Source organism: Paenibacillus solanacearum (assembly GCF_910593845.1).
Lineage (GTDB): Bacteria > Bacillota > Bacilli > Paenibacillales > NBRC-103111 > Paenibacillus_G > Paenibacillus_G solanacearum.
In genome coordinates this window covers 252,881-271,116 of record NZ_CAJVAS010000005.1, presented here as the reverse complement: position 1 = coordinate 271,116, position 18,236 = coordinate 252,881, and the positions used below count along the sequence as shown (strand labels likewise).

17 protein-coding genes are annotated in these 18,236 nt (G+C 55.6%); 14 read left to right on the top strand and 3 right to left on the bottom strand.

Features of this window, described 5'->3' with window-relative positions:
- Positions 1-29: 29 nt before the first annotated feature.
- The gene (locus KXG62_RS08895; RefSeq protein ID WP_218091587.1) at positions 30-740 is read right to left on the bottom strand and encodes a 3D domain-containing protein; all 711 of its coding nucleotides are present in this window, start codon (positions 738-740) and stop codon (positions 30-32) included.
- A 147-nt stretch (positions 741-887) separates the two neighbouring features.
- Between KXG62_RS08895 and KXG62_RS08890 the strand changes: the two genes are divergently transcribed.
- From KXG62_RS08890 to KXG62_RS08880, 3 genes are all read left to right on the top strand, one after another.
- Entirely contained in the window at positions 888-1,721 is an 834-nt protein-coding gene (locus KXG62_RS08890) for a uroporphyrinogen-III synthase (protein WP_218091586.1), read from the top strand.
- 93 nt (positions 1,722-1,814) lie between these two features.
- Positions 1,815-2,738, top strand: a complete 924-nt coding sequence (locus tag KXG62_RS08885) for an ABC transporter ATP-binding protein (RefSeq protein ID WP_218091585.1) — start codon at positions 1,815-1,817, stop codon at positions 2,736-2,738.
- On the top strand, positions 2,731-3,504 hold the full coding sequence (locus KXG62_RS08880; protein WP_218091584.1) for an ABC transporter permease: 774 nt from the start codon (positions 2,731-2,733) through the stop codon (positions 3,502-3,504). Before KXG62_RS08885 ends, KXG62_RS08880 begins: the two co-directional genes overlap by 8 nt.
- Before the next feature lie 97 nt (positions 3,505-3,601).
- Here KXG62_RS08880 and KXG62_RS08875 read toward each other — a convergent pair whose 3' ends face one another.
- Entirely contained in the window at positions 3,602-3,979 is a 378-nt protein-coding gene (locus KXG62_RS08875; protein WP_218091583.1) for a response regulator, read from the bottom strand.
- A 48-nt stretch (positions 3,980-4,027) separates the two neighbouring features.
- On the opposite strand from KXG62_RS08875, the gene KXG62_RS08870 reads away from it, so the two are divergent.
- The 5 genes from KXG62_RS08870 (at position 4,028) to phnE (KXG62_RS08850) (ending at position 7,715) form a co-directional block, all read left to right on the top strand.
- Complete coding sequence (locus KXG62_RS08870; protein ID WP_218091582.1) at positions 4,028-4,414, top strand: hypothetical protein; 387 nt, start codon at positions 4,028-4,030, stop codon at positions 4,412-4,414.
- The gene (locus KXG62_RS08865) at positions 4,411-5,202 is read left to right on the top strand and encodes a lipid II flippase Amj family protein (protein ID WP_218091581.1); all 792 of its coding nucleotides are present in this window, start codon (positions 4,411-4,413) and stop codon (positions 5,200-5,202) included. The genes KXG62_RS08870 and KXG62_RS08865 overlap by 4 nt, the downstream gene beginning before the upstream one ends.
- 151 nt (positions 5,203-5,353) lie before the next feature.
- On the top strand, positions 5,354-6,124 hold the full coding sequence (gene phnC, locus KXG62_RS08860) for a phosphonate ABC transporter ATP-binding protein (protein ID WP_218091580.1): 771 nt from the start codon (positions 5,354-5,356) through the stop codon (positions 6,122-6,124).
- On the top strand, positions 6,124-6,921 hold the full coding sequence (gene phnE / locus KXG62_RS08855; RefSeq protein WP_218091579.1) for a phosphonate ABC transporter, permease protein PhnE: 798 nt from the start codon (positions 6,124-6,126) through the stop codon (positions 6,919-6,921). Before phnC ends, phnE (KXG62_RS08855) begins: the two co-directional genes overlap by 1 nt.
- The gene (gene phnE / locus KXG62_RS08850; protein WP_218091578.1) at positions 6,918-7,715 is read left to right on the top strand and encodes a phosphonate ABC transporter, permease protein PhnE; all 798 of its coding nucleotides are present in this window, start codon (positions 6,918-6,920) and stop codon (positions 7,713-7,715) included. The genes phnE (KXG62_RS08855) and phnE (KXG62_RS08850) overlap by 4 nt, the downstream gene beginning before the upstream one ends.
- A gap of 79 nt (positions 7,716-7,794) precedes the next feature.
- On the opposite strand, the gene KXG62_RS08845 is transcribed toward phnE (KXG62_RS08850), so the two are convergent.
- Positions 7,795-8,301: a GNAT family N-acetyltransferase gene (locus KXG62_RS08845; protein ID WP_218091577.1), complete on the bottom strand. Its 507-nt coding sequence runs from the start codon at positions 8,299-8,301 to the stop codon at positions 7,795-7,797.
- A gap of 101 nt (positions 8,302-8,402) precedes the next feature.
- Here KXG62_RS08845 and KXG62_RS08840 point away from each other — a divergent pair, with 101 nt between their 5' ends.
- The 6 genes from KXG62_RS08840 to KXG62_RS08815 all read left to right on the top strand — a co-directional run bounded on the left by KXG62_RS08840 (position 8,403) and on the right by KXG62_RS08815 (position 18,224).
- On the top strand, positions 8,403-9,425 hold the full coding sequence (locus KXG62_RS08840; protein ID WP_218091576.1) for a LacI family DNA-binding transcriptional regulator: 1,023 nt from the start codon (positions 8,403-8,405) through the stop codon (positions 9,423-9,425).
- A 284-nt stretch (positions 9,426-9,709) separates the two neighbouring features.
- On the top strand, positions 9,710-10,561 hold the full coding sequence (locus tag KXG62_RS08835; RefSeq protein ID WP_218091575.1) for a glycerophosphodiester phosphodiesterase family protein: 852 nt from the start codon (positions 9,710-9,712) through the stop codon (positions 10,559-10,561).
- A 35-nt stretch (positions 10,562-10,596) separates the two neighbouring features.
- Positions 10,597-11,919: an ABC transporter substrate-binding protein gene (locus tag KXG62_RS08830; protein ID WP_218091574.1), complete on the top strand. Its 1,323-nt coding sequence runs from the start codon at positions 10,597-10,599 to the stop codon at positions 11,917-11,919.
- Between the two features lie 34 nt (positions 11,920-11,953).
- Complete coding sequence (locus tag KXG62_RS08825) at positions 11,954-13,768, top strand: right-handed parallel beta-helix repeat-containing protein (protein ID WP_218091573.1); 1,815 nt, start codon at positions 11,954-11,956, stop codon at positions 13,766-13,768.
- 282 nt (positions 13,769-14,050) lie between these two features.
- Complete coding sequence (locus KXG62_RS08820; RefSeq protein WP_218091572.1) at positions 14,051-14,929, top strand: helix-turn-helix domain-containing protein; 879 nt, start codon at positions 14,051-14,053, stop codon at positions 14,927-14,929.
- A gap of 301 nt (positions 14,930-15,230) precedes the next feature.
- Entirely contained in the window at positions 15,231-18,224 is a 2,994-nt protein-coding gene (locus KXG62_RS08815; protein ID WP_218091571.1) for a fibronectin type III domain-containing protein, read from the top strand.
- Positions 18,225-18,236 lie beyond the last annotated feature (12 nt).

Genomic DNA, 18,236 nt, shown 5'->3' with positions numbered 1-18,236 from the left:
CCGCTCGCAGCGTCCCGGCCAAGCCCCGGCTATATCGCTTCCTTGGCGGCCAGTACATACACTTTCACGTTCTTCTTGACGCCGAATTGGCGCGCTTCGTTCAGGTCGTTCATGAACACGTCAATCTTGGCGCCGCGGATCGCCGAGCCGGTATCTTCGGCTTTGCGGAAGCCGACGCCGTCAATGAAAACCATCGTGCCCATCGGAATGACCGCAGGGTCTACGGCGATCGTGCGTCCTTCCTCGGCCTTGCTCCCGCTCGATGTGATCCCGTAAGCGGGACTGGATTTCGTCTTGCCGGTCGATTCATAACCGGCGGTATATGCCGTAAGCGTCGTCGACAGCACTTGGCGAATGACGCCGGATTGTCCGCCGATCGCTTCGACGCCGGTGAAATCCGGGGGAATGCTGAGCTGCTGGCCGACCGCAAGCCGGTTCGGATTCGTAATCTCGTTGAGTGCCATCAAATCCCGGACGGACACATCGAACGACCGGGCAATATTGGACAAGGTGTCGCCGGAACGAACCTCGTACAGCAGCGGCTGCGGCAAAGACGGTTCGATCGTATCGGCGGCGGCCTCCGCGGGTTCAGGAGCCAGATAGGGGACAAAATATTCCGTCGAGATCGGCCCGAACAACTCTTCCTCTTCTTCATAGGCGAGCAGAGACATGGGGGTCATCGCGTAGAACAGCATCAGGAAAGCAAGACAAACCAAACGTTTTTTCATTATCGGAATCATAGATAAGTCGATCCTCCTCTAGTGAATATAGAAGCGATAGTCTTATAGTTTCCGAAATTGATAGATTATAAACCTATTTGCGCCGCGATCTGATAGAATGGGAAGATAAGAACGACTACAGATGGAGATTGCATAGGGGGAGAGACGATGTCAGGGTTGACGGGGAAGCGAGTCGCGCTTACCGGGCCGCGCAAAGCGGCCGAGCTTAGCGTCATTGTAGAGAAGCAGGGAGGCGTTCCGCTCGTCCGGCCGGCGCAAGGAACGATCGCCGTGGAACGTGAGGAAGTCGGGAGGGAGATCGTCAAACTGCTCGGGCAAGGAGCGGATTGGGTCCTGCTCACGACCGGGATCGGCACGGAGCTGCTCTATCAGGCGGCGGAAAGCATCGGCCGGGCCGACGATTTCGTCGAGACGCTTCGCCGCGCGAAGATTGCGGCCAGAGGGTACAAGACCGTCAACTTCTTGAAGACGCTCGGGCTGACGCCTGACGTCAGGGATGACGATGGAACGACGGAGGGTCTAATGCGGGCGCTGTCGCCCTATGATCTGCAAGGCAAACAGGTGGCGCTGCAGCTGTACGGCGACCCTGCGCCGCGGCTGGTCGGCTGGCTGCGCGAGCGCGGCGCAATGGACTTCGAAATATTGCCTTACCGGCATGTCCCGCCGGAGCTGGATGTCGTAGATACGCTGCTGGCGGAAATATTGCGGGGCGATGTCGACGCGGTGACGTTCACCAGCACGCCGCAGGCTCGCTTCCTGATGACCTATGCGCGCGAGCGGGGACTGGCGCCGCAGGTGCTGGACGCTTTCCGCGGCCCCGTCGTCGCGGTGGCGGTAGGCAAAGTGACGGCGGAGGCGCTCCGCGAGGAAGGCATCGAGCGCGTGATCGCTCCCGAGCAGGAACGCATGGGAAGCATGATCGTCAGCCTTACGCGCTATTATGAATCCGTGGAGAAAGGTTCGCCGGACGGGGAGCAGTAGCACGGATTGCCGTTTGGTCAACAACTGGAGGTATGGTATACTTTTCCTAATAGGAAAACGACACCATACTTTTTTTGTTGCACTGGAGGCTTTATGAACGATACTGCGGTAGTACGGCTGGAGGGCTTAACGAAAAAAATCGGCTCCAAAACGATCGTCGACGGACTCAGCTTCGAGGTGAAGTCCGGCGAAGTGTTCGGCTTTCTCGGACCGAATGGAGCGGGGAAGACGACGACGATCCGCATGATGGTAGGGCTGATTTCCATCACGGACGGGGAAGTGACGATTCAAGGCTGCAGCGTGAAACGTCAATTCGAGCAAGCGATGGTGCATGTGGGAGCCATTGTCGAAAATCCGGAATTTTACGGATTTATGAGCGGCTATCAAAATTTGCAGCATTTTGCCCGGATGATGCCCAGCGTGGAGAAGGACCGGATCGATGAAGTGGTCAAGCTGGTGCGGCTCGAAGCGCGCATTCACGATAAGGTGAAGACGTACTCGCTCGGCATGCGGCAGCGCCTTGGCGTGGCGCAGGCGATCCTGCACCGCCCGTCCGTGCTCGTGCTGGACGAGCCGACGAACGGGCTCGACCCGGAAGGCATACGGGAGCTGCGCGATTATTTGCGACAGCTGTCCAGGGAGGAAGGCATCGCCGTCATCGTATCAAGCCACCTGCTCTCCGAGATGGAGCTGATGTGCGACCGGGTCGCCATCATTCAGAACGGGCGGCTGCTCGACGTACGCTCCTTCAAGGAAGCGCCGGCGGAGACGGAATGGACGGAAGTATGCTTTGAAGTGGGGGAAGCAGAGCGGGCGCGGGAACTGATCGAGGAAGATGCGCTGATCCGCGCGGAAGGGGCCGAGCTCGTCGTGCGGCTGCATAACCGCCGCGATGCGATTGCCGCGCTCAACGCGCGCTTCGTGCAGGAAGGGATTCCGGTTTACGGCATTCGGGCCGTAACCAAAACGCTGGAGGATCAATTCCTCGAGGTGACAAGGGGGAATCGGATTGTCTAGCTTGGTTCGGCTTGTGCAAAATGAACAGATGAAAATATATTCCCGTTTCCGGACGTGGGTGATGCTGGCGATCGTTGTGCTAAGCGTCATTTCTGCGGGCGTGCTGTCCCGCTTCGTCATCGGAATGGGGATCAGCCATACGCTGCCGTTTATGTATTTGGCAACGAGCCTAACGTCGATCGTGACGATCTTTACTGTCATTATCGCCGGCGATATCGTTGCCTCGGAGTTTACGTGGGGGACGATCAAGCTGCTCTTGATTCGTCCGGCGTCGCGCGGCAAAATTCTTTGCGCCAAGTACATCTCCGTCCTGCTCTTTATTTTGACGCTGACGGTCATGCTGCTCATTATCAGTTATTTCACGGGGCTGCTTATTTTTGGCCTCGGCGGCGCGGTCAGTCCCGACATGTCGTTTCCCGCGATCTTGAAAACGTATGGCTTGAAGCTCGTTCAGATCGTCATGACCGCGACGCTGGCCTTTATGATTTCGGCGGCGTTCCGCAGCAGCTCGCTGGCCATCGGGCTGTCCATTTTCCTGATGCTTTCGTCCAACACGATCGTGCTGGTGCTGATGTCGCTTAAAAAGACATGGGTAAAATATTTCCTGTTCGCCAATACCGACCTGTCTCCTTACTTGTCCGGAGGCAAGCCGCTGTTGCCGGGCATGTCGCTCGGATTTTCCGTCACGGTGCTCGTGGCGTACTGGATTTTGTTTTATGCCGTATCCTGGCTGCTGTTTACGAAGCGCGATGTGGCCGGCAACTGAAGGCTCGCGGTTAACGGGGCCGAGGAGAGGCCGCGCCGCATAACGAAAAAAAGACGTGATGGCTCGATGTTCGCGAGCACACTCACGTTTTTTTCGTTTAAATCATGTCGCTTAACAGGAGAGAGACGCGCTCGTCGAGCAGCATCGGATCGATCGGCTTGATCATGTAGTCTTTCGCTCCGAGCCGCATGCCCCGGATGACCGTATCCTTGCGCGAATCGGCGGTCAGCAGCAGAATGGGAATATTGTGCGTCGCGGGCGTCGATTGCAGCCGGGTCAAGGTGTCCAGACCGTCCATGCCGGGCAGATGAAGATCGAGAATAATGAGATGATAGCTGGCCGCTCGCGAGACGAGCGAGATGAAATCTTCGGCGGACGAATACGAATCCACTTCATACCGGTCTTCGAATATTTGCTTGACGAGCAGACAGAAGGGGGAGCTGTCGTCCACCAGCGCGATTTTTTTCCTGTTCATACGTTTTCAGTGACACATCCTTTTATTCGAATTGGAGGCGAGTCCGAGATGTCGCAAGCCGCGGATACGAATGAAGACAAGCGCCGGAAGATGCAGCGCATCCTTGCCCGGACGCGGGAGCTGTTCCTGGGCGATGCCCGCCTACGCGGCGCGGCTGTGCTGGAAGCGGCTGCCCGGTGGCGGGAAGGCGCGCTGCCGGCGGACCGGCTGGGCGAATCGGCGTACGCCTATGCGCATGCGCTCCGAGGCGTCGCGCTGACGGTAGGCTGCAGCCGCATACATGAGTTAAGCGAAGAAATGATCACTACCAGTATACAGCATAGCGGGGACTGGAATGAAGAAGCGTCGCGCAAGCTGTTACGGCTGCTGGCGGCGCTGACCGAAGAAGTGGAGCGGGAGAGCGTCCGTGCCGAGGAAGGCGGTATGGAACGTTGACGACATCGCTGATTCTGGTTTGCGTCCTGACGCTCATCATTCATGCGGCGGAAACGATGGGGTATGCGATCCGTCTGGCGGGCATCCGCAGCGGCAAGCTTGCCGTATCGTTATCGTTGTCCGGCATCATCATGCTCGTATCGAGAACGTCCAACATGGTTCAGGCGACATTCACCGGCGGAATGATCGATTCGGCCAAAACCGAAGGCGGTCACAGGCTGCAAACCGATTTTCAATACATTATCGGCTCCGCCTCGCTCGGCACGCTCGTGTCGATCCTGCTGTTTCCGACCATGGTGTTCATCTTTATGCGGCTGATCGCTCATTTGGAGGTGGCAGGCTCCTTCCCGGCCCTCGTCCGCGAATCGGTATCGCTGGACAAGCTGAAGCGGGCAAGTCAGAACGTGAGGCTCCCGAGATGGGAGATGCTGCGGCGCCTGCGGATCGGCGGCATTCCGAAACGGCTACTGCTGCTCAACGCCGCGGTAACGGGCATCTACACCGTCGGCGTGCTTTCGGCTTTGTACGCTTCCTATCTCGTGCCCGAGCATGCGATCAAGGCGTCTCAATCGTCGGGACTCATTAACGGGATCGCTACGGTGCTGTTGACCGTCTTCGTCGACCCGCATGTGGCGCTGCTCTCGGACAAAGCGCTGTCCGGCAAGGTGGGGAACGCCGAGACAAACAAGATGTTCGGGCTGCTGATGCTGTCGCGGCTAGCCGGGACGCTGCTGGCGCAGCTGCTGCTCCTGCCGGGAGCCGCGATCATTGCCTGGTGGGTATCGTGAGCGGGGAAAGGAATGGACGGCGAGTAGGCAGGGAAGCTTAGAGGGAAAATAAGGTTTTGGTAAACGGACAGAGGATAAAGAGGAAATACGCGATTTATGTCGAAATGTATTTCGTTAGTCATTTTAGTTTAAAGGGGAATTCTGGAAGCCTATGATCGAATTTCAAAATGTGTCCAAAGTTTATCCCAACGGGACAATCGGTCTGAAAAACATTAATCTTACGATCAATAAAGGCGAATTTATCGTCATTGTCGGGCTTTCGGGGGCAGGGAAATCGACGCTGCTTCGCTCCATTAATCGCCTTCATGAAATAACCGATGGTCAAATTGCGATTAACGGCCGCTCGATTACGGCGGCGACCGGCGTCCAGCTGCGGAACTTGCGCCGCGACATCGGCATGATCTTCCAAAACTTCAATCTGGTTAAACGCTCCTCCGTGCTTCGGAATGTCCTGTCGGGCCGCGTCGGCTACCACTCGACGCTGCGAACGCTGCTCGGCTTGTTCCCGAAGCATGATGTCGATCTCGCCTTGCAGGCCCTGGAGCGCGTCAATATTCGCGAAAAAGCGTATGTCCGCGCCGACCAGCTGTCCGGCGGCCAGCAGCAGCGCGTCTCCATCGCCCGCGCCCTTGCGCAGGAAGCGAAAATCATATTGGCGGACGAGCCCGTAGCTTCCCTCGACCCGTTGACGACGCGCCAGGTTATGGACGATTTGCGCCGGATTAATCAAGAGCTCGGGATTACGACGGTCGTCAACCTGCACTTTATCGATTTGGCGCGGGAGTACGCTACCCGGATTATCGGGCTGCGGGCCGGTCAAGTCGTATTCGACGGACCGGTATCGGAAGCGACGGACGAGGCGTTCTCGGACATTTACGGCCGGGCCATCAAGAAAGACGAGCTTCTGGGGGGGCAGGAGTAATGAAACCCGACGCTCTGGCCAAGGCGGCGCCGCTCAAAAAGCCTGACCGCACCAAAACGTACTTAACGGCGATCATCCTGATCTTGCTGCTGTGGGGCAGCGCTTATAAAACGGACGCGACGTTGACCTCGCTCATTACCGGGATGCCGGAGATGGGCAAGCTCATTGTGGAAATGTTCCCGCCGGACTGGTCGTACTTCGATGTGATCTGGAAGCCGATGCTGGAAACGATCCAGATGGCGGTCGTCGGTACGACGCTTGGCGCCATTCTTGCGATTCCGATCTCCTTGTTTGCGGCGCGCAACGTCACCAAGTCGCCGCTGCTGTACTACCCGGCCCGGTTCATATTGAATCTGGTGCGGACGATTCCGGATCTGCTGTTTGCCGCCGTCTTCGTCGCGATCTTCGGCCTCGGCCCGTTCGCCGGCGTGCTGGCGCTCATGTTCTTTTCGTTCGGCCTCATCTCCAAGCTTGCGTACGAATCGATCGAGGCGATCGATCCCGGGCCGCTGGAAGCGATGACCGCTGTCGGCGCCAACAAGCTGCAGTGGATCCATTACGGCGTCATCCCGCAGGTGATGGCTTCCTTCACGGCTTATTTGCTCTATACGTTTGAAGTCAACGTGCGTGCGGCTGCGGTGCTCGGGCTCGTCGGCGCGGGCGGGATCGGCTTGTACCTGGATCGTTCCTTGGGTCAGCTGCGCTATGACCGCACATGCCTGATCATTCTGGTGACGCTGGCCATCGTTCTGATCATCGATTACGCGAGTACTAAAATTCGGGAGAGGCTGTTATGACAAATCCTTCGGTAAAGCCGCCGCAGCGGTTTCGCATGCGTTTTTGGCTGGTTGCTATATTCATCCTGGCGCTGTATGTATGGTCGTTCACCGGCATCCAGTTTACAGGCATCAAAGAAACGGCGGGAACGATATCGAAGTCCATTCTTTCCGGGCTGCTCCATCCCGACTGGTCTTACGTCTATATTCCCGAAGGGGAGGACCTGCTTCGCGGCCTGCTCGATACGCTCGCCATTTCGGTGCTCGGCACCTTCATTTCTGCGATCTTGTGCGTGCCGTTTGCCTTCTGGGCGGCAAACAACATAAGCCGCTACCGGGCCGTCACCGGCAGCGGGAAATTCATGCTCAGTCTCATTCGGACGTTCCCGGAAATCGTCATGGCGATTTTGTTCATCAAAGCGGTAGGCCCGGGACCTTACGCCGGGGTGCTGGCGCTCGGGCTGCACTCCATCGGGATGCTCGGCAAGCTGTTCTCCGAGGCGGTGGAGAACATGGATCTCGGACCGACCGAGGCGCTTACCGCCTGCGGCGCAAACCGGCTGCAGGTGCTCTGGTTCGCGGTCATTCCGCAGGTGCTGCCGGAATTTTTCTCCTTCTCGCTGTACCGCTTCGAGATTAATGTCCGCTCCGCGGCGATTCTCGGGATGATCGGCGCCGGCGGGATCGGCACGCCGCTGATCTTCGCGCTGGAAGCCCGCGCTTGGAACCGCGTCGGTATTATCCTGCTTGGCATCATCGTGATGGTCACGATCATCGACTTGATCTCGACCTCAATCCGCAAGCGTCTTGTGTAACACCAAACAGCCTGCTTCCTTCGCCGTCTGGCGAAAGGAGCAGGCTGTTGCTGTTGTATAAGCTAGGCGGCGCTGTGGTTTACGGCAAGGTCAAGGCCATCAAATCTTCGTCCCAATACCGGCCGTTCAGCCGCAGCGCCCGCCGCTCGGTCCCGTAAACCTCAAATCCGAGCGATGCGTACAGCCGTTTGGCAGCGGCGTTGTCCGACATGACGGTCAAATTGATTTGCTCTAGTCCTTCGAATTGGCCGGCCCGCGCGATCAATTCGCGCAGCAGCGCCGAGCCGGCACGGTTGCCGCGGTATTTGGGAGCGACGTACATCGCGTAGATATGGCCTTTGTGCCGCAGTTTGGGGTGGGATTCGCGAACGAACGTTACGATGCCGGCCAGCTCGTTCGGATGGGGGAAGCAGCCCAGCGTAAACCGGTCGCCAGCCGCTTGAAGCCGCTGTTTCGTTACGTCAAGCGGCTGGTCCTTCTCCATGTCGTAGGTTGCCAGGAATGCATCGGGATGCTCCTGCAACGAGCGCAGGCGCAGCGACCGATACTTCACCGCATCTTCCGGGGTCAGCACGCGGATGAGCATAAGATCGTCTCCTTCTCTGTAGCCAAAACGCTTTCAAGTTGAAAGCGAAATGACAGATTGATATAATAAGTTTACTAAATATATGAATAGCAGGAGTCTATGTGATAACGATAAAGCAAATATCGGAATTGGCCCAGGTGTCTCAAGCGACGGTATCCAGAGTGTTGAACGACGATTATACGCTGGCCGTCACGGAGGAAACGAGAAGAAATATTTTAAATATAGCACGCGAGCATCAGTATGTGAAACGGGAACGGAAAAGCGCCGGCGGTGCGGGGAAAAAGAAACGGCCGGCCGACAAGGTAGCTATCTTTTTATGCCAGATCGAAGACGAGATGAACAACCCTTACTTTATTTCGATCCGCAACGGGATTGAGAAGGAATGCGCCGAACAGGGCTTGTCCACTGCGACCTATACGTTCAACGCTTTGTTTCAGCAGGAAATCAAAGCCGATTTCATGGGAATCGCCGTCGTCGGAAAAGTACATCCCGATGCGGTGGAACTCGTCAATAAAGACTCCAGCAGCATCGTCTATATCGATTATTCGCCGAATGAGAGCATATACGATTCAGTTACGGTGGATCTGGAAAAGGCGATGGAGAACGTCCTGGAGCATTTGACGGCCCGCGGCTACAACGATATCGGGTTTATCGGCGGATATTCCAGGGAATATGTGCGCGTGGGCGAAACGATCGTAACGGACGATAAACGATACCGGTCGTACAAACGTCTGATGGGGGAGCAGGGCCGTTATCAGGAACGGCAAGTTTTTCTGGGCGAATATACGATGTCCGACGGATATCGGCTCATGAAAGCCGCCATCGAATCCGGACAGCTGCCGGAGGCGTTCGTCGTCGCGTGCGATCCGATGGCCGTAGGGGCGCTGAAGGCGCTGCAGGATTTCGACATCAAGGTGCCGTCGCAAGTCGCGTTAGTCTCGTTCGACGATACGGAGCTGGCCCAGTACGCCAGCTGCCCGTTAAGCTCCGTCAAGATTTATACGGAGCAGATGGGAAGAGCCGGCATTCAGCTGCTGCTGAGCCGCTTGAAGGGAAGAGAGATTCCTTACAAAATTACGATCCCTACCGGGCTGACTGTGCGGGACAGCACCGGAGCGAAGTAAATAGCGATACAGTTGAGAAGGAATGCCCTTGCCGCGAAGAGGGTGTTCTTCGCTGTCATGGGCCTAGCCGAACGATTCAAAGGAGCAATGCTTCGGATCGTTCAGCTAGGCCTGTTGTTTCGTTATTTGGCCGTCATCGGCTAGAATATATCGTATTCGAGAGAAGATAAAATATGATATTTACTAAAAATTAAAAATAAAAATCGATAAAATTATTGACATATTTACTAAATTATTATTAACTGAATGTAGCAGTACATCGCTGAATTGTAGGGGGAAACCAGGTGAATCGTTCGCAAATCGCAAAAAAGCTTCAGGAAAGAAAAGCGGCAAAAAACTTGCTTGTCGCGGTACACCGCGGCTGCAGCGGGGGGAATATTATCGAGAATACGATTCCCGCCTTTGAAATCGCGCTCAAATACGGCGGGGATATTATTGAGATGGATGCTTCGAAGTCGACGGACGGAGAGCTATACACGATCCATGATGGGCAAGAGCAAAGATTGTTTTTTAGTAAACATAATGTTCAAACGCTTGCCTCCGAGGAAATCGACCAGCTGCATTACCGCAACCGCAATTCGTTCGAGGTGAAGCAGAAGGTTCAGAAGCTGGAGGCAGTGCTTTCCCATTTCAAAGGCAATACGCTGATCAACCTGGACCGGGCTTGGGATTGCTGGGACGATGTCTATGAGCTGCTGGACAAATTATCGATGTTCGATCAGGTGATGCTGAAAAGTCCTGTCACGGACGCCTGCCTGGATACGCTGGAGCGGTATGAAGTGCCGGTGATGTACATTCCGATCGTTAAAAAAGACAGCGAACTGCGGCGCGTGCTGAGCCGCAATATTCATACGGTGGCCGTCGAGGTGATCATCGGTTCGGAGCAGAGCGATTTCTATAACTTGGAGGTCATCCGGGAATTGAAGGACCGGAACATTCTCGTGTGGCTGAATGCGATCCGGCTCCATGATAAGTCAACGCTTACGCTCGGCAGAGACGACGATACTTCCTTGCTGGTCGGTGAAGACGAAGGCTGGGGAAGGCTCGTGGATATGGGGGCGGACATCATTCAAACCGACTGGCCTATGCAGTTATCGCATTATTTGCGCAGAAGAAACGCCGTTGCAAGCCGCTGAACTCGTACATCATTTTATTGAAGGAGAGATGATCGATGCGCAAGCTGAACGTTCTGCTTCTAGCCCAACTGGTGGGCATATCGGCGCTGCTTGGTTGTTCCCAAGGCGGCCCCGTGGAGGGAGGGAAAAGCCCCGCAGCTTCGGACGGAGCCGCAGCCAAGGCGAATACGGAGCCGGTGACGCTCAATCTGTTCGCGGGCCAGGACATGTCCGACGATTTGTGGAAGCTGCTGCTGCATGATCCGCTGAAAAAGAAATATCCTCATATTACGGTTAACATCGTGAAAAAAGGCAAGGGCATTCAAGATTTGGTGGCCAACGGAACGAGCTTTGACTTGTATTTGGAGTTTCAGGGCTACTTGGGCAATTTGATCCAGGTCGGTTTATTGGAAGACATTACGCCGCTGGCGAAGCAGGAGAAGCTGGACCTTGCCCGTTTCGACCCGATCTTTATGGAAGCGCTTAAAGCGTACTCCGACAAAGGCGAACTGTACGGCCTTCCCTTCTACCGGCAGGCGAATGCGCTGTATTACAATAAAGACGTCTTCGATAAATTCGGCGTAGCGTATCCGAAGGACGGGATGACCTGGGAAGATGCGGTCGACCTCGCCCGCAAAGTAACGAGAACCGACGGCGGGACATCGTACTACGGACTCGATCCCGAGCATGCGACCCGGCTTGCGTTTCCGTTATCGCTCGTCATTGTAAACGGCAAGACGAACAAGGCTGAAGTCAACAACGAGCAATGGCAAAAGGTGTTCCAGCTCGCCAAGGACATGTACTCGATTCCCGGCAACATCCCGAAAAAAACGACCGACCTGAACGGCGGCGGCATCGTCCGCTTTATGAAGGAGCGCAATATCGCGATGCTGGCTACAGTCAATATCGTCGACCGGCTGCAGGAAGCGTCCGTCAACGGCGTGAATTGGGATATGGTGCAATATCCGAGCTATAAGGGAAGCCCGAACGTATACGGCATGACCGACTTTGCCGTCATCGGAGCGACGAAGACGAGCAAACATAAGGAAGCGGCGATGAAGGTGGTGGAGCTTCTGACATCCGATGAGGTGCAGATGCTTGCCGCGAAAAAACGGCCTGTCGTGAGCCCGCTTCTGAATCCGGAGCTGCAGAAGCAGTTCGCTGCTGAAGTGGATTACGCCAAAGGGAAAAACATCCCTGCGTTATTCAAGAGCAAGCCGGCGCTGGCTCCGCGCTTCAGCGATTATTACACGACCGCGCGCACGATTCTCGACAAAAACTACGACGATTTCGTCCTCGGCAAAAAAGACATGAACACCGCGCTGCGAACGGCGGAGGAAGAAATCAACAAGAAAATCAGCGAGCTGGATAAGAAGTAATCCTTTGTTTCCAAGCAAAAGGAGTGCAAAATGCATGAGCGGTGAACAAAAGTCAAACGGCAAGCGGATCAGCCGGCGGAAGCTGATTGCGTCGATGGGCGTGATCGGCGCGGGTGCGATGGGGGCGGCAGCGCTGTTGTCGGCCGGTCGTTCGACGGCCGATGCGGAGAGCTGGGATAAGGACAGCGTCAAAGCTTTCGGCGCGAAAGGGGACGGCGTCGCGGACGATACGTCCGCTTTTGAACAGGCGCTCCGCCGCATCAAAGAAAACGGAGGAGGGAGGATATACGTTCCACCGGGAACGTATATCCTTACCCGGCCGCTGCAGTTGAGCAAACATACGGAGATTCGGATGGACAACGGCGCCGTATTGAAAAAGATGGGCGATCCCGACCGGAATTTAAAGCTGTTTACGAACGGTACGTTAGGCGACGACCACTACGCGACAGGATATGACGGCGAAGGAAACATCAGCATCATCGGCGGCACGATCGATCTTGGCTCAGATGTGATCCGGCCGAGCGAGCCGGGCAAAGGGTATATGGCTTTCGCCATCGGGCACGCGGACGGCGTCCACATCGAACGGGTCCGCTTCGTTAATGGCTGCAACGGCCACATCATCGAATTCAACTCCAGCCGAAACATCAAGCTGCTGCACTGCCTGTTCCACAATCAGTTGATTACCAAACCGGGCCAGTATGAAATGGTTCAGCTCGATTTTGCAACCAAGGAAGGCTTTCCGAGCTTTGGCGCTTATGACGACACCCCGTGCACGGACGTATTGGTCGAAGGCTGCACGTTCCGGAACGGGGACCGGGGGTTCGGGACGCACGGCTCAAAGTACGATGCGTCGGGCAAGCCGATCTTTCATACGAATATTCGCATCGTCAATAACCATTTTCAAGAATTGCGGGATGTCGCCATCCGGCCGGAGAGCTATCAGCACTGCGTCATATCGGGCAATATCATTTCCGGCGCAGGCGGCCACGGCATTATCGCCTACGCTTGCCAGCACACGACGATCGTTAGCAATGTGCTGAGCGATATCGGACTTCACGGCATTGCGGTCGTGCCCAAGACGACCGACGCCTCAGCCGCTTACGTATTTAACGAAGCGTCCAAATACGTGAACGTTTCCGGCAATATCATTAAGAACGGCAAAAGCGTCGGGATCCGCGTCATCGGGGGAGAAGAGATCGTAATCGCCGACAACTTCGAATACAGTGTGGGCAAGGAAGGCGTCTCCGTAAGCTCCTCCCAATATGCGGTCGTTAAACAGAATGTGATCCGCGGAGCATCGCAGGAAAAAAACGGCTCGTACAGCGCCATCCGGCTGGAAGGCTGCGCGAATGCTGAAATCTCGCATAACACCGTGCATAACGAAGGGTTCTCGAACCGGTACAGCTATGCGCTGAACGTGAAGTCCGATTGTTCCATGACCGCTGTGCTTCATAATATGTGGCGTAAGGGAACGGCAGGGGAGCTGGCGAACGACGCGTCCGATACGCTCGTCGCGACATGGGCTGCCGCGAGCGGTCCGGCGCCGGGCGCAGTCCGGGAGAAGTTTCTCACCCCGACGATCAATGCCGTGTCCGGCACCGTCGAGTTGAACGACGACATCACGAAGTTCAAAGCCGTTATCGTCGCGACGGGCGTCGTATCCGAGGGCGGGCTTGTTCATGAATACGCCAGAGGCTGGTCTTCGTCCGGCTTCCGTCCGGGAACCGACAGTATTAATGTCGCAACGGCGAACGGAAGATTTGCGGCGGTCATTGCCGGGACGCATCAGATTCGCATTACGAGAGCGGACGATCCGCTGAGGTATTTGATCGGCGTGTATGGGGACTGAAAGGCGGGATAAACCCGTCTACGTTTCACAAGCTCGCTCCTCAGGCGCAGAAGCGGGAAGCAGCCGTCATTCGTTCATTCCAGATGGGACGAATGACGGCTTTTCTTATTGCTTGCCGGAATTTGAGTCGTATATAAGACTGGGCGGCTATACGGCTAGGCGACAGCATCCGGTTCATCTGGTTGTCTTTCTATGAAAGCGGTATAATAGGTTTTAAATGCTTCAAAAGAGGTGCCGGAAATGGGACACATCCAGGCCGTAAGTTTTCTCAGAGACCTCTCCTTGAAATTGAATTGGATTATTGAATGGAAGTTCAAGCCTCATATGGGTGTCGGCAAAATCGCCTATCCCCACACGATCATATGGCTTATATTGGGCGGCACAAGGCATATTACGATTCGCGAGAAAACGTATGAAATCAAACGGGGCGATCTGGTCGTCATCCCGCCGCATACGATACGTAACGTAGAGGCCGATGCGAATGACCCGGAGCTGTTCCGGTATATTACGATTTGCTGCGACTTGAGGCTCGGCTCGCTGGAATTTGTGGATATGTACCGGTTTCCGATCGCGTCGGCGATCCAGGACCAGACACGTTTCCAGGAGCTTGTCGACTTATCCTTCACGTTACTGAAAGAGACGAATCGTATTTTGAACCAGCTGGGTATCAAGGAGATCTCAGAGCTCGAAGCCCAGGAGAAAGCGGCAAACGTGAGCAGCGAGGAGACCGAGGCGCTGCTGCACGTACAAAGCTTGTTCGTCACCTGGTTTTATCAATTTTACAGGCTGATGCGTCCGCTTCTGCTCGAGCAGCCGATGACGATCGATCCGAGAATTCAGACGGCATGCAGCTATATGGAGAGGCATATGAATCAGACGATAAAAATCGGAGATTTGGCGCGCAACGTCTACATTAGCGAGAGCCATCTGCGGCTGCTGTTCCGCAAGACATTCGGCATATCGCCGATGGAATATTTGCAGCAAGCCCGTATGAAGCGGACGAAAGAACTGCTCGTCAACACGCAAATTCCGATCCGCGACATTGCGGAAATGATCGGCTATCAGAACCAAAATATGTTCAGCCGGTCATTCGTCAAATTGGAGGGCTTGAGCGCCAGAGAGTACCGGAAACGGTACAAGGAGAAGGCTGACAAGCATTGACATCGGCTTGCGGCATTCCGGCGCGGATGGCATAGTATCACTCCGAACCGTCTGCCGCTACAGAACCGACTATAAATGAACCTACGAAGGACCTGCGACTATTCGCCAGGTTCTTCTTTTTTTCGTAACGGAGGACGTTCTTTCTTACCCCTATCGAACAAGCCCGCAGCCATGCCGGACATCGCATTCGGGGGCTTTTTTGCGTTAATCGAAATGGAGAAATTTGTAATCGGAATTGTTATATCATTCGATCGGGCAAGGTGGTACATTGATAAGCAAATCTTGACAGGGAGGTGTCACAGTGAAGGGAACACGGCGTTTTTTTGGAACTAGCGCATTTCGGGCAGGGAGCAAGCGCGCGCTTTATGTGTGCTTGACGGCAGGGCTCGTTGCTGCAGTAATGCCGAGAGCGGGAGAGCAGGCCGTCCAGGCGGCAGGCTGCACGACCGCGCCTTGCGCTGTAACGATTAATGTCGATACCGGCAGCGAGGAATCATATGCATACGGCTATCGGGGGCTGAACAACGAATTTCAGAAAGGCATTGTCGAATTTACAGACCAGAACGTCATTGATCGGACCCGAGCGCTCGATCTTGGCTGGATTCGTTGGCCGGGCGGCACGAACGTGAACTTTTTCAACTGGAAGACAGGCTTGACGGATACGGAATACTTGGCCCAATTTTACCAGCACAACGAGCACGCCGAAGCAAACTACTACAAGTACATGGACTTCTATAAAATGCAGCGGTCTACGCAAATTCCGGAACGATTATCTGACTTCAAGGACTTTCTGCAAAAGGTAGGCGCACGGACGGCTATACCGATCAATGCGGCGATGGACCCGGTCAGCAAAGTATACGACTTGGCCAAGTTCGTCAAGGATAACAACATCCCGGTCCTCTACTGGGAGCTTGGCAACGAGCCGTTCTTCTACCAGAATGACCCGAAAATATATGCGAACACCCCCGATTACTTGGCGAAAATGAAGCCTTACCGCGATGCGATCAAGGAGGTGCTGCCGGGCGCCCAAGTGCTTATCTCCTATCATAACACCCCGGATTCCAACTGGAACAATGCGATCTACAACTACCCGAATCCATACTGGGACGGCATTAACTTCCACCGCTACAAGGGAGGCGCTGCAACGGATTTGAAGGACGCCAACGAAGCGATCGCCACCCACGTTTCGGTCATCAACAACGGGTACATTGCCCGAATGCAAAATAAGAGTCAGCCGGCGTTTTTCCCTGAGAACGGGGTCGATCTCGGCGGCGTCATCGGCGAAACGGCCTACCACGGCATCTACAATGCAGAGACGCTGCTGCGTACGCTGACCCAGCGGTATGGTACGAACACGAGCTCCAATATTAGATATATGGGCGGATTCCGGTTGTTTAACGGATACCTGCAGCCTGCCAACCGATTTGTTAATGCTTCGATGGATCTGTATCAGCGGGGACAGAAGGCGGACGCGACCGGGTACAACTTCGGATTTTATTCCGCCGCCCCTGCCGTGTATACGCATATCATGGATTTGGCGGTGAACAACAGCTCGTCCTATTGGGGCACAACCGTTACAGGCGGGGCCGAAGTAGACCGGCTGAACGGCGCTTCGATGCCGGCGATTTACGCGCAGGCGTTCCGCGGAAGCTACGACAACAAAAATTATGTTGTCATCACGAACAAGTCGGACAAGGCGCATACGGCTACGCTGCAGTTGAATGGAACCGCTTACGGCGGGACGTTCACCAAGATTTACGCAGCGGCGCCGAACGGCAAACCGCTTGCCCGAAATTCCGCTGCGGCTCCGCAATCGGTGAAGGAGCAGATAGAGAGCGGCGCAGCCAATCCAGTATCCATTCCGGCGTACTCGATCGTGCGTCTGGAGTGGTCGCCGGCCAGCCCGCAGGCGGATAAGGCGCCGCAGGAGCCGTGGATTACGCATGCGGACGCTGTGACGACCGGCGCAGCGAGTCTGAAATGGCTTCCGTCTGACGGTGCGAATGCGTACACGATCAAGTACGGCATGTCACCTTCGAGCTTGACGAATGCGATTACGGGAATTTCCCCAGGCGTATCCTCCTACACGGTAACGGGCTTATCAGCGAACACGACGTATTACTTCCAAGTGGAGGCCGTCGGCACGAGCGGCACGACCGTTTCAGCCAACGTTCCGAGCCTGACGACAGCCGCGCCGTCGACCCCGCTGCTGCGTTCCGCTTACGTAGAAAGAAGCGGCGCCGTAGGCGTGGAGTGGCAGTCTGTTCCGGGAGCGACCGGCTACAAGGTCCGCTACAAGCTGTCCGGCGGAAGCTACGGCACGCCGATTGATGTCGGCAACGCTGTAGGCACACGGGTGGAAGGCCTAAATAACGGGCAAACGTACATGTTCCAAGTTGCCGCTTACAACGCATATGGAACGAGCGCATACTCCACGGAGGACGCTGCTTATCCGAACGCGAACAATCCGTTCGCTCCGCATGACGTTAAAGTATCGGCCAAAACCGCTACGACCGCTACGTTAACTTGGAAGCCTTCCTACGACGAAACGTTCAAGGGCTTCTTCGAGGATGGGGACGGCACGTCGAGCGGCTGGACGGTGCAGGCCGGTCCGGATTATACTGCGGTCAACCATCCCGATGCGGCGAGGGCGACGAAGGTGTACAAGGCGACCGCGAGCGGCCAGCAAATCGTGACGCGCGGCTCGGCTTCATGGAGCAACTTCGAGATCGAAGCGAATATCGACGTCACGAGCTATAACAGTTCGGGAAGAGTCGGGCTCATCGGCCGGTTTCAGGACATCAACAATTACTATTATTTTACGTATGATCACAGCAACGCGTCGTTCCGGCTGGCCAAATATGTGAACGGCGCGACCGTCCTGATCGCTGCCAAGACGCTGACCGAGCTATCAGCGAAGGGCATCAAGCCGAATGTGGCGGATATGAACGTAAGGCTTGTTATGGAAGGAACGCAGCTTAAGGCGATGGTCAACGACAACTTGATCGTGGATGTGACCGACAGCTCGATCGGGGCCGGCATGGCCGGGCTGTGGGCGAACCAGGTCGCGTATTTCGATGAGGTCCTCATCCGGGTGCCGAATGCAACGGGCTTCAAGGTGTACAGAAGCACCCAGCCCGACACCGGGTATACCCAGGTGGCCGGTCATGTGACGGGCACATCGTGGACGGATACCGATCTTCAAGCAGGGGTCACCTATTACTATAAGCTGAAAGGGATGAACGACAGCGGCGATGTGAGCGTAGGGTTCTCGAATATAGCTCCCAAGCAATAACCTGAGTACGCC

Excerpts from the sequence above, each read along its gene's own strand:
- KXG62_RS08825 (WP_218091573.1), top strand. The coding sequence starts at position 11,954 with ATGAGCGGTGAACAAAAGTCAAACGGCAAGCGGATCAGCCGGCGGAAG.
- KXG62_RS08830 (WP_218091574.1), top strand. The coding sequence starts at position 10,597 with ATGCGCAAGCTGAACGTTCTGCTTCTAGCCCAACTGGTGGGCATATCG.
- KXG62_RS08895 (WP_218091587.1), bottom strand. The coding sequence starts at position 740 with ATGATTCCGATAATGAAAAAACGTTTGGTTTGTCTTGCTTTCCTGATG.
- KXG62_RS08885 (WP_218091585.1), top strand. The coding sequence starts at position 1,815 with ATGAACGATACTGCGGTAGTACGGCTGGAGGGCTTAACGAAAAAAATC.
- KXG62_RS08890 (WP_218091586.1), top strand. The coding sequence starts at position 888 with ATGTCAGGGTTGACGGGGAAGCGAGTCGCGCTTACCGGGCCGCGCAAA.
- KXG62_RS08875 (WP_218091583.1), bottom strand. The coding sequence starts at position 3,979 with ATGAACAGGAAAAAAATCGCGCTGGTGGACGACAGCTCCCCCTTCTGT.
- KXG62_RS08845 (WP_218091577.1), bottom strand. The coding sequence starts at position 8,301 with ATGCTCATCCGCGTGCTGACCCCGGAAGATGCGGTGAAGTATCGGTCG.
- phnC (WP_218091580.1), top strand. The coding sequence starts at position 5,354 with ATGATCGAATTTCAAAATGTGTCCAAAGTTTATCCCAACGGGACAATC.
- phnE (WP_218091579.1), top strand. The coding sequence starts at position 6,124 with ATGAAACCCGACGCTCTGGCCAAGGCGGCGCCGCTCAAAAAGCCTGAC.
- phnE (WP_218091578.1), top strand. The coding sequence starts at position 6,918 with ATGACAAATCCTTCGGTAAAGCCGCCGCAGCGGTTTCGCATGCGTTTT.
- KXG62_RS08870 (WP_218091582.1), top strand. The coding sequence starts at position 4,028 with ATGTCGCAAGCCGCGGATACGAATGAAGACAAGCGCCGGAAGATGCAG.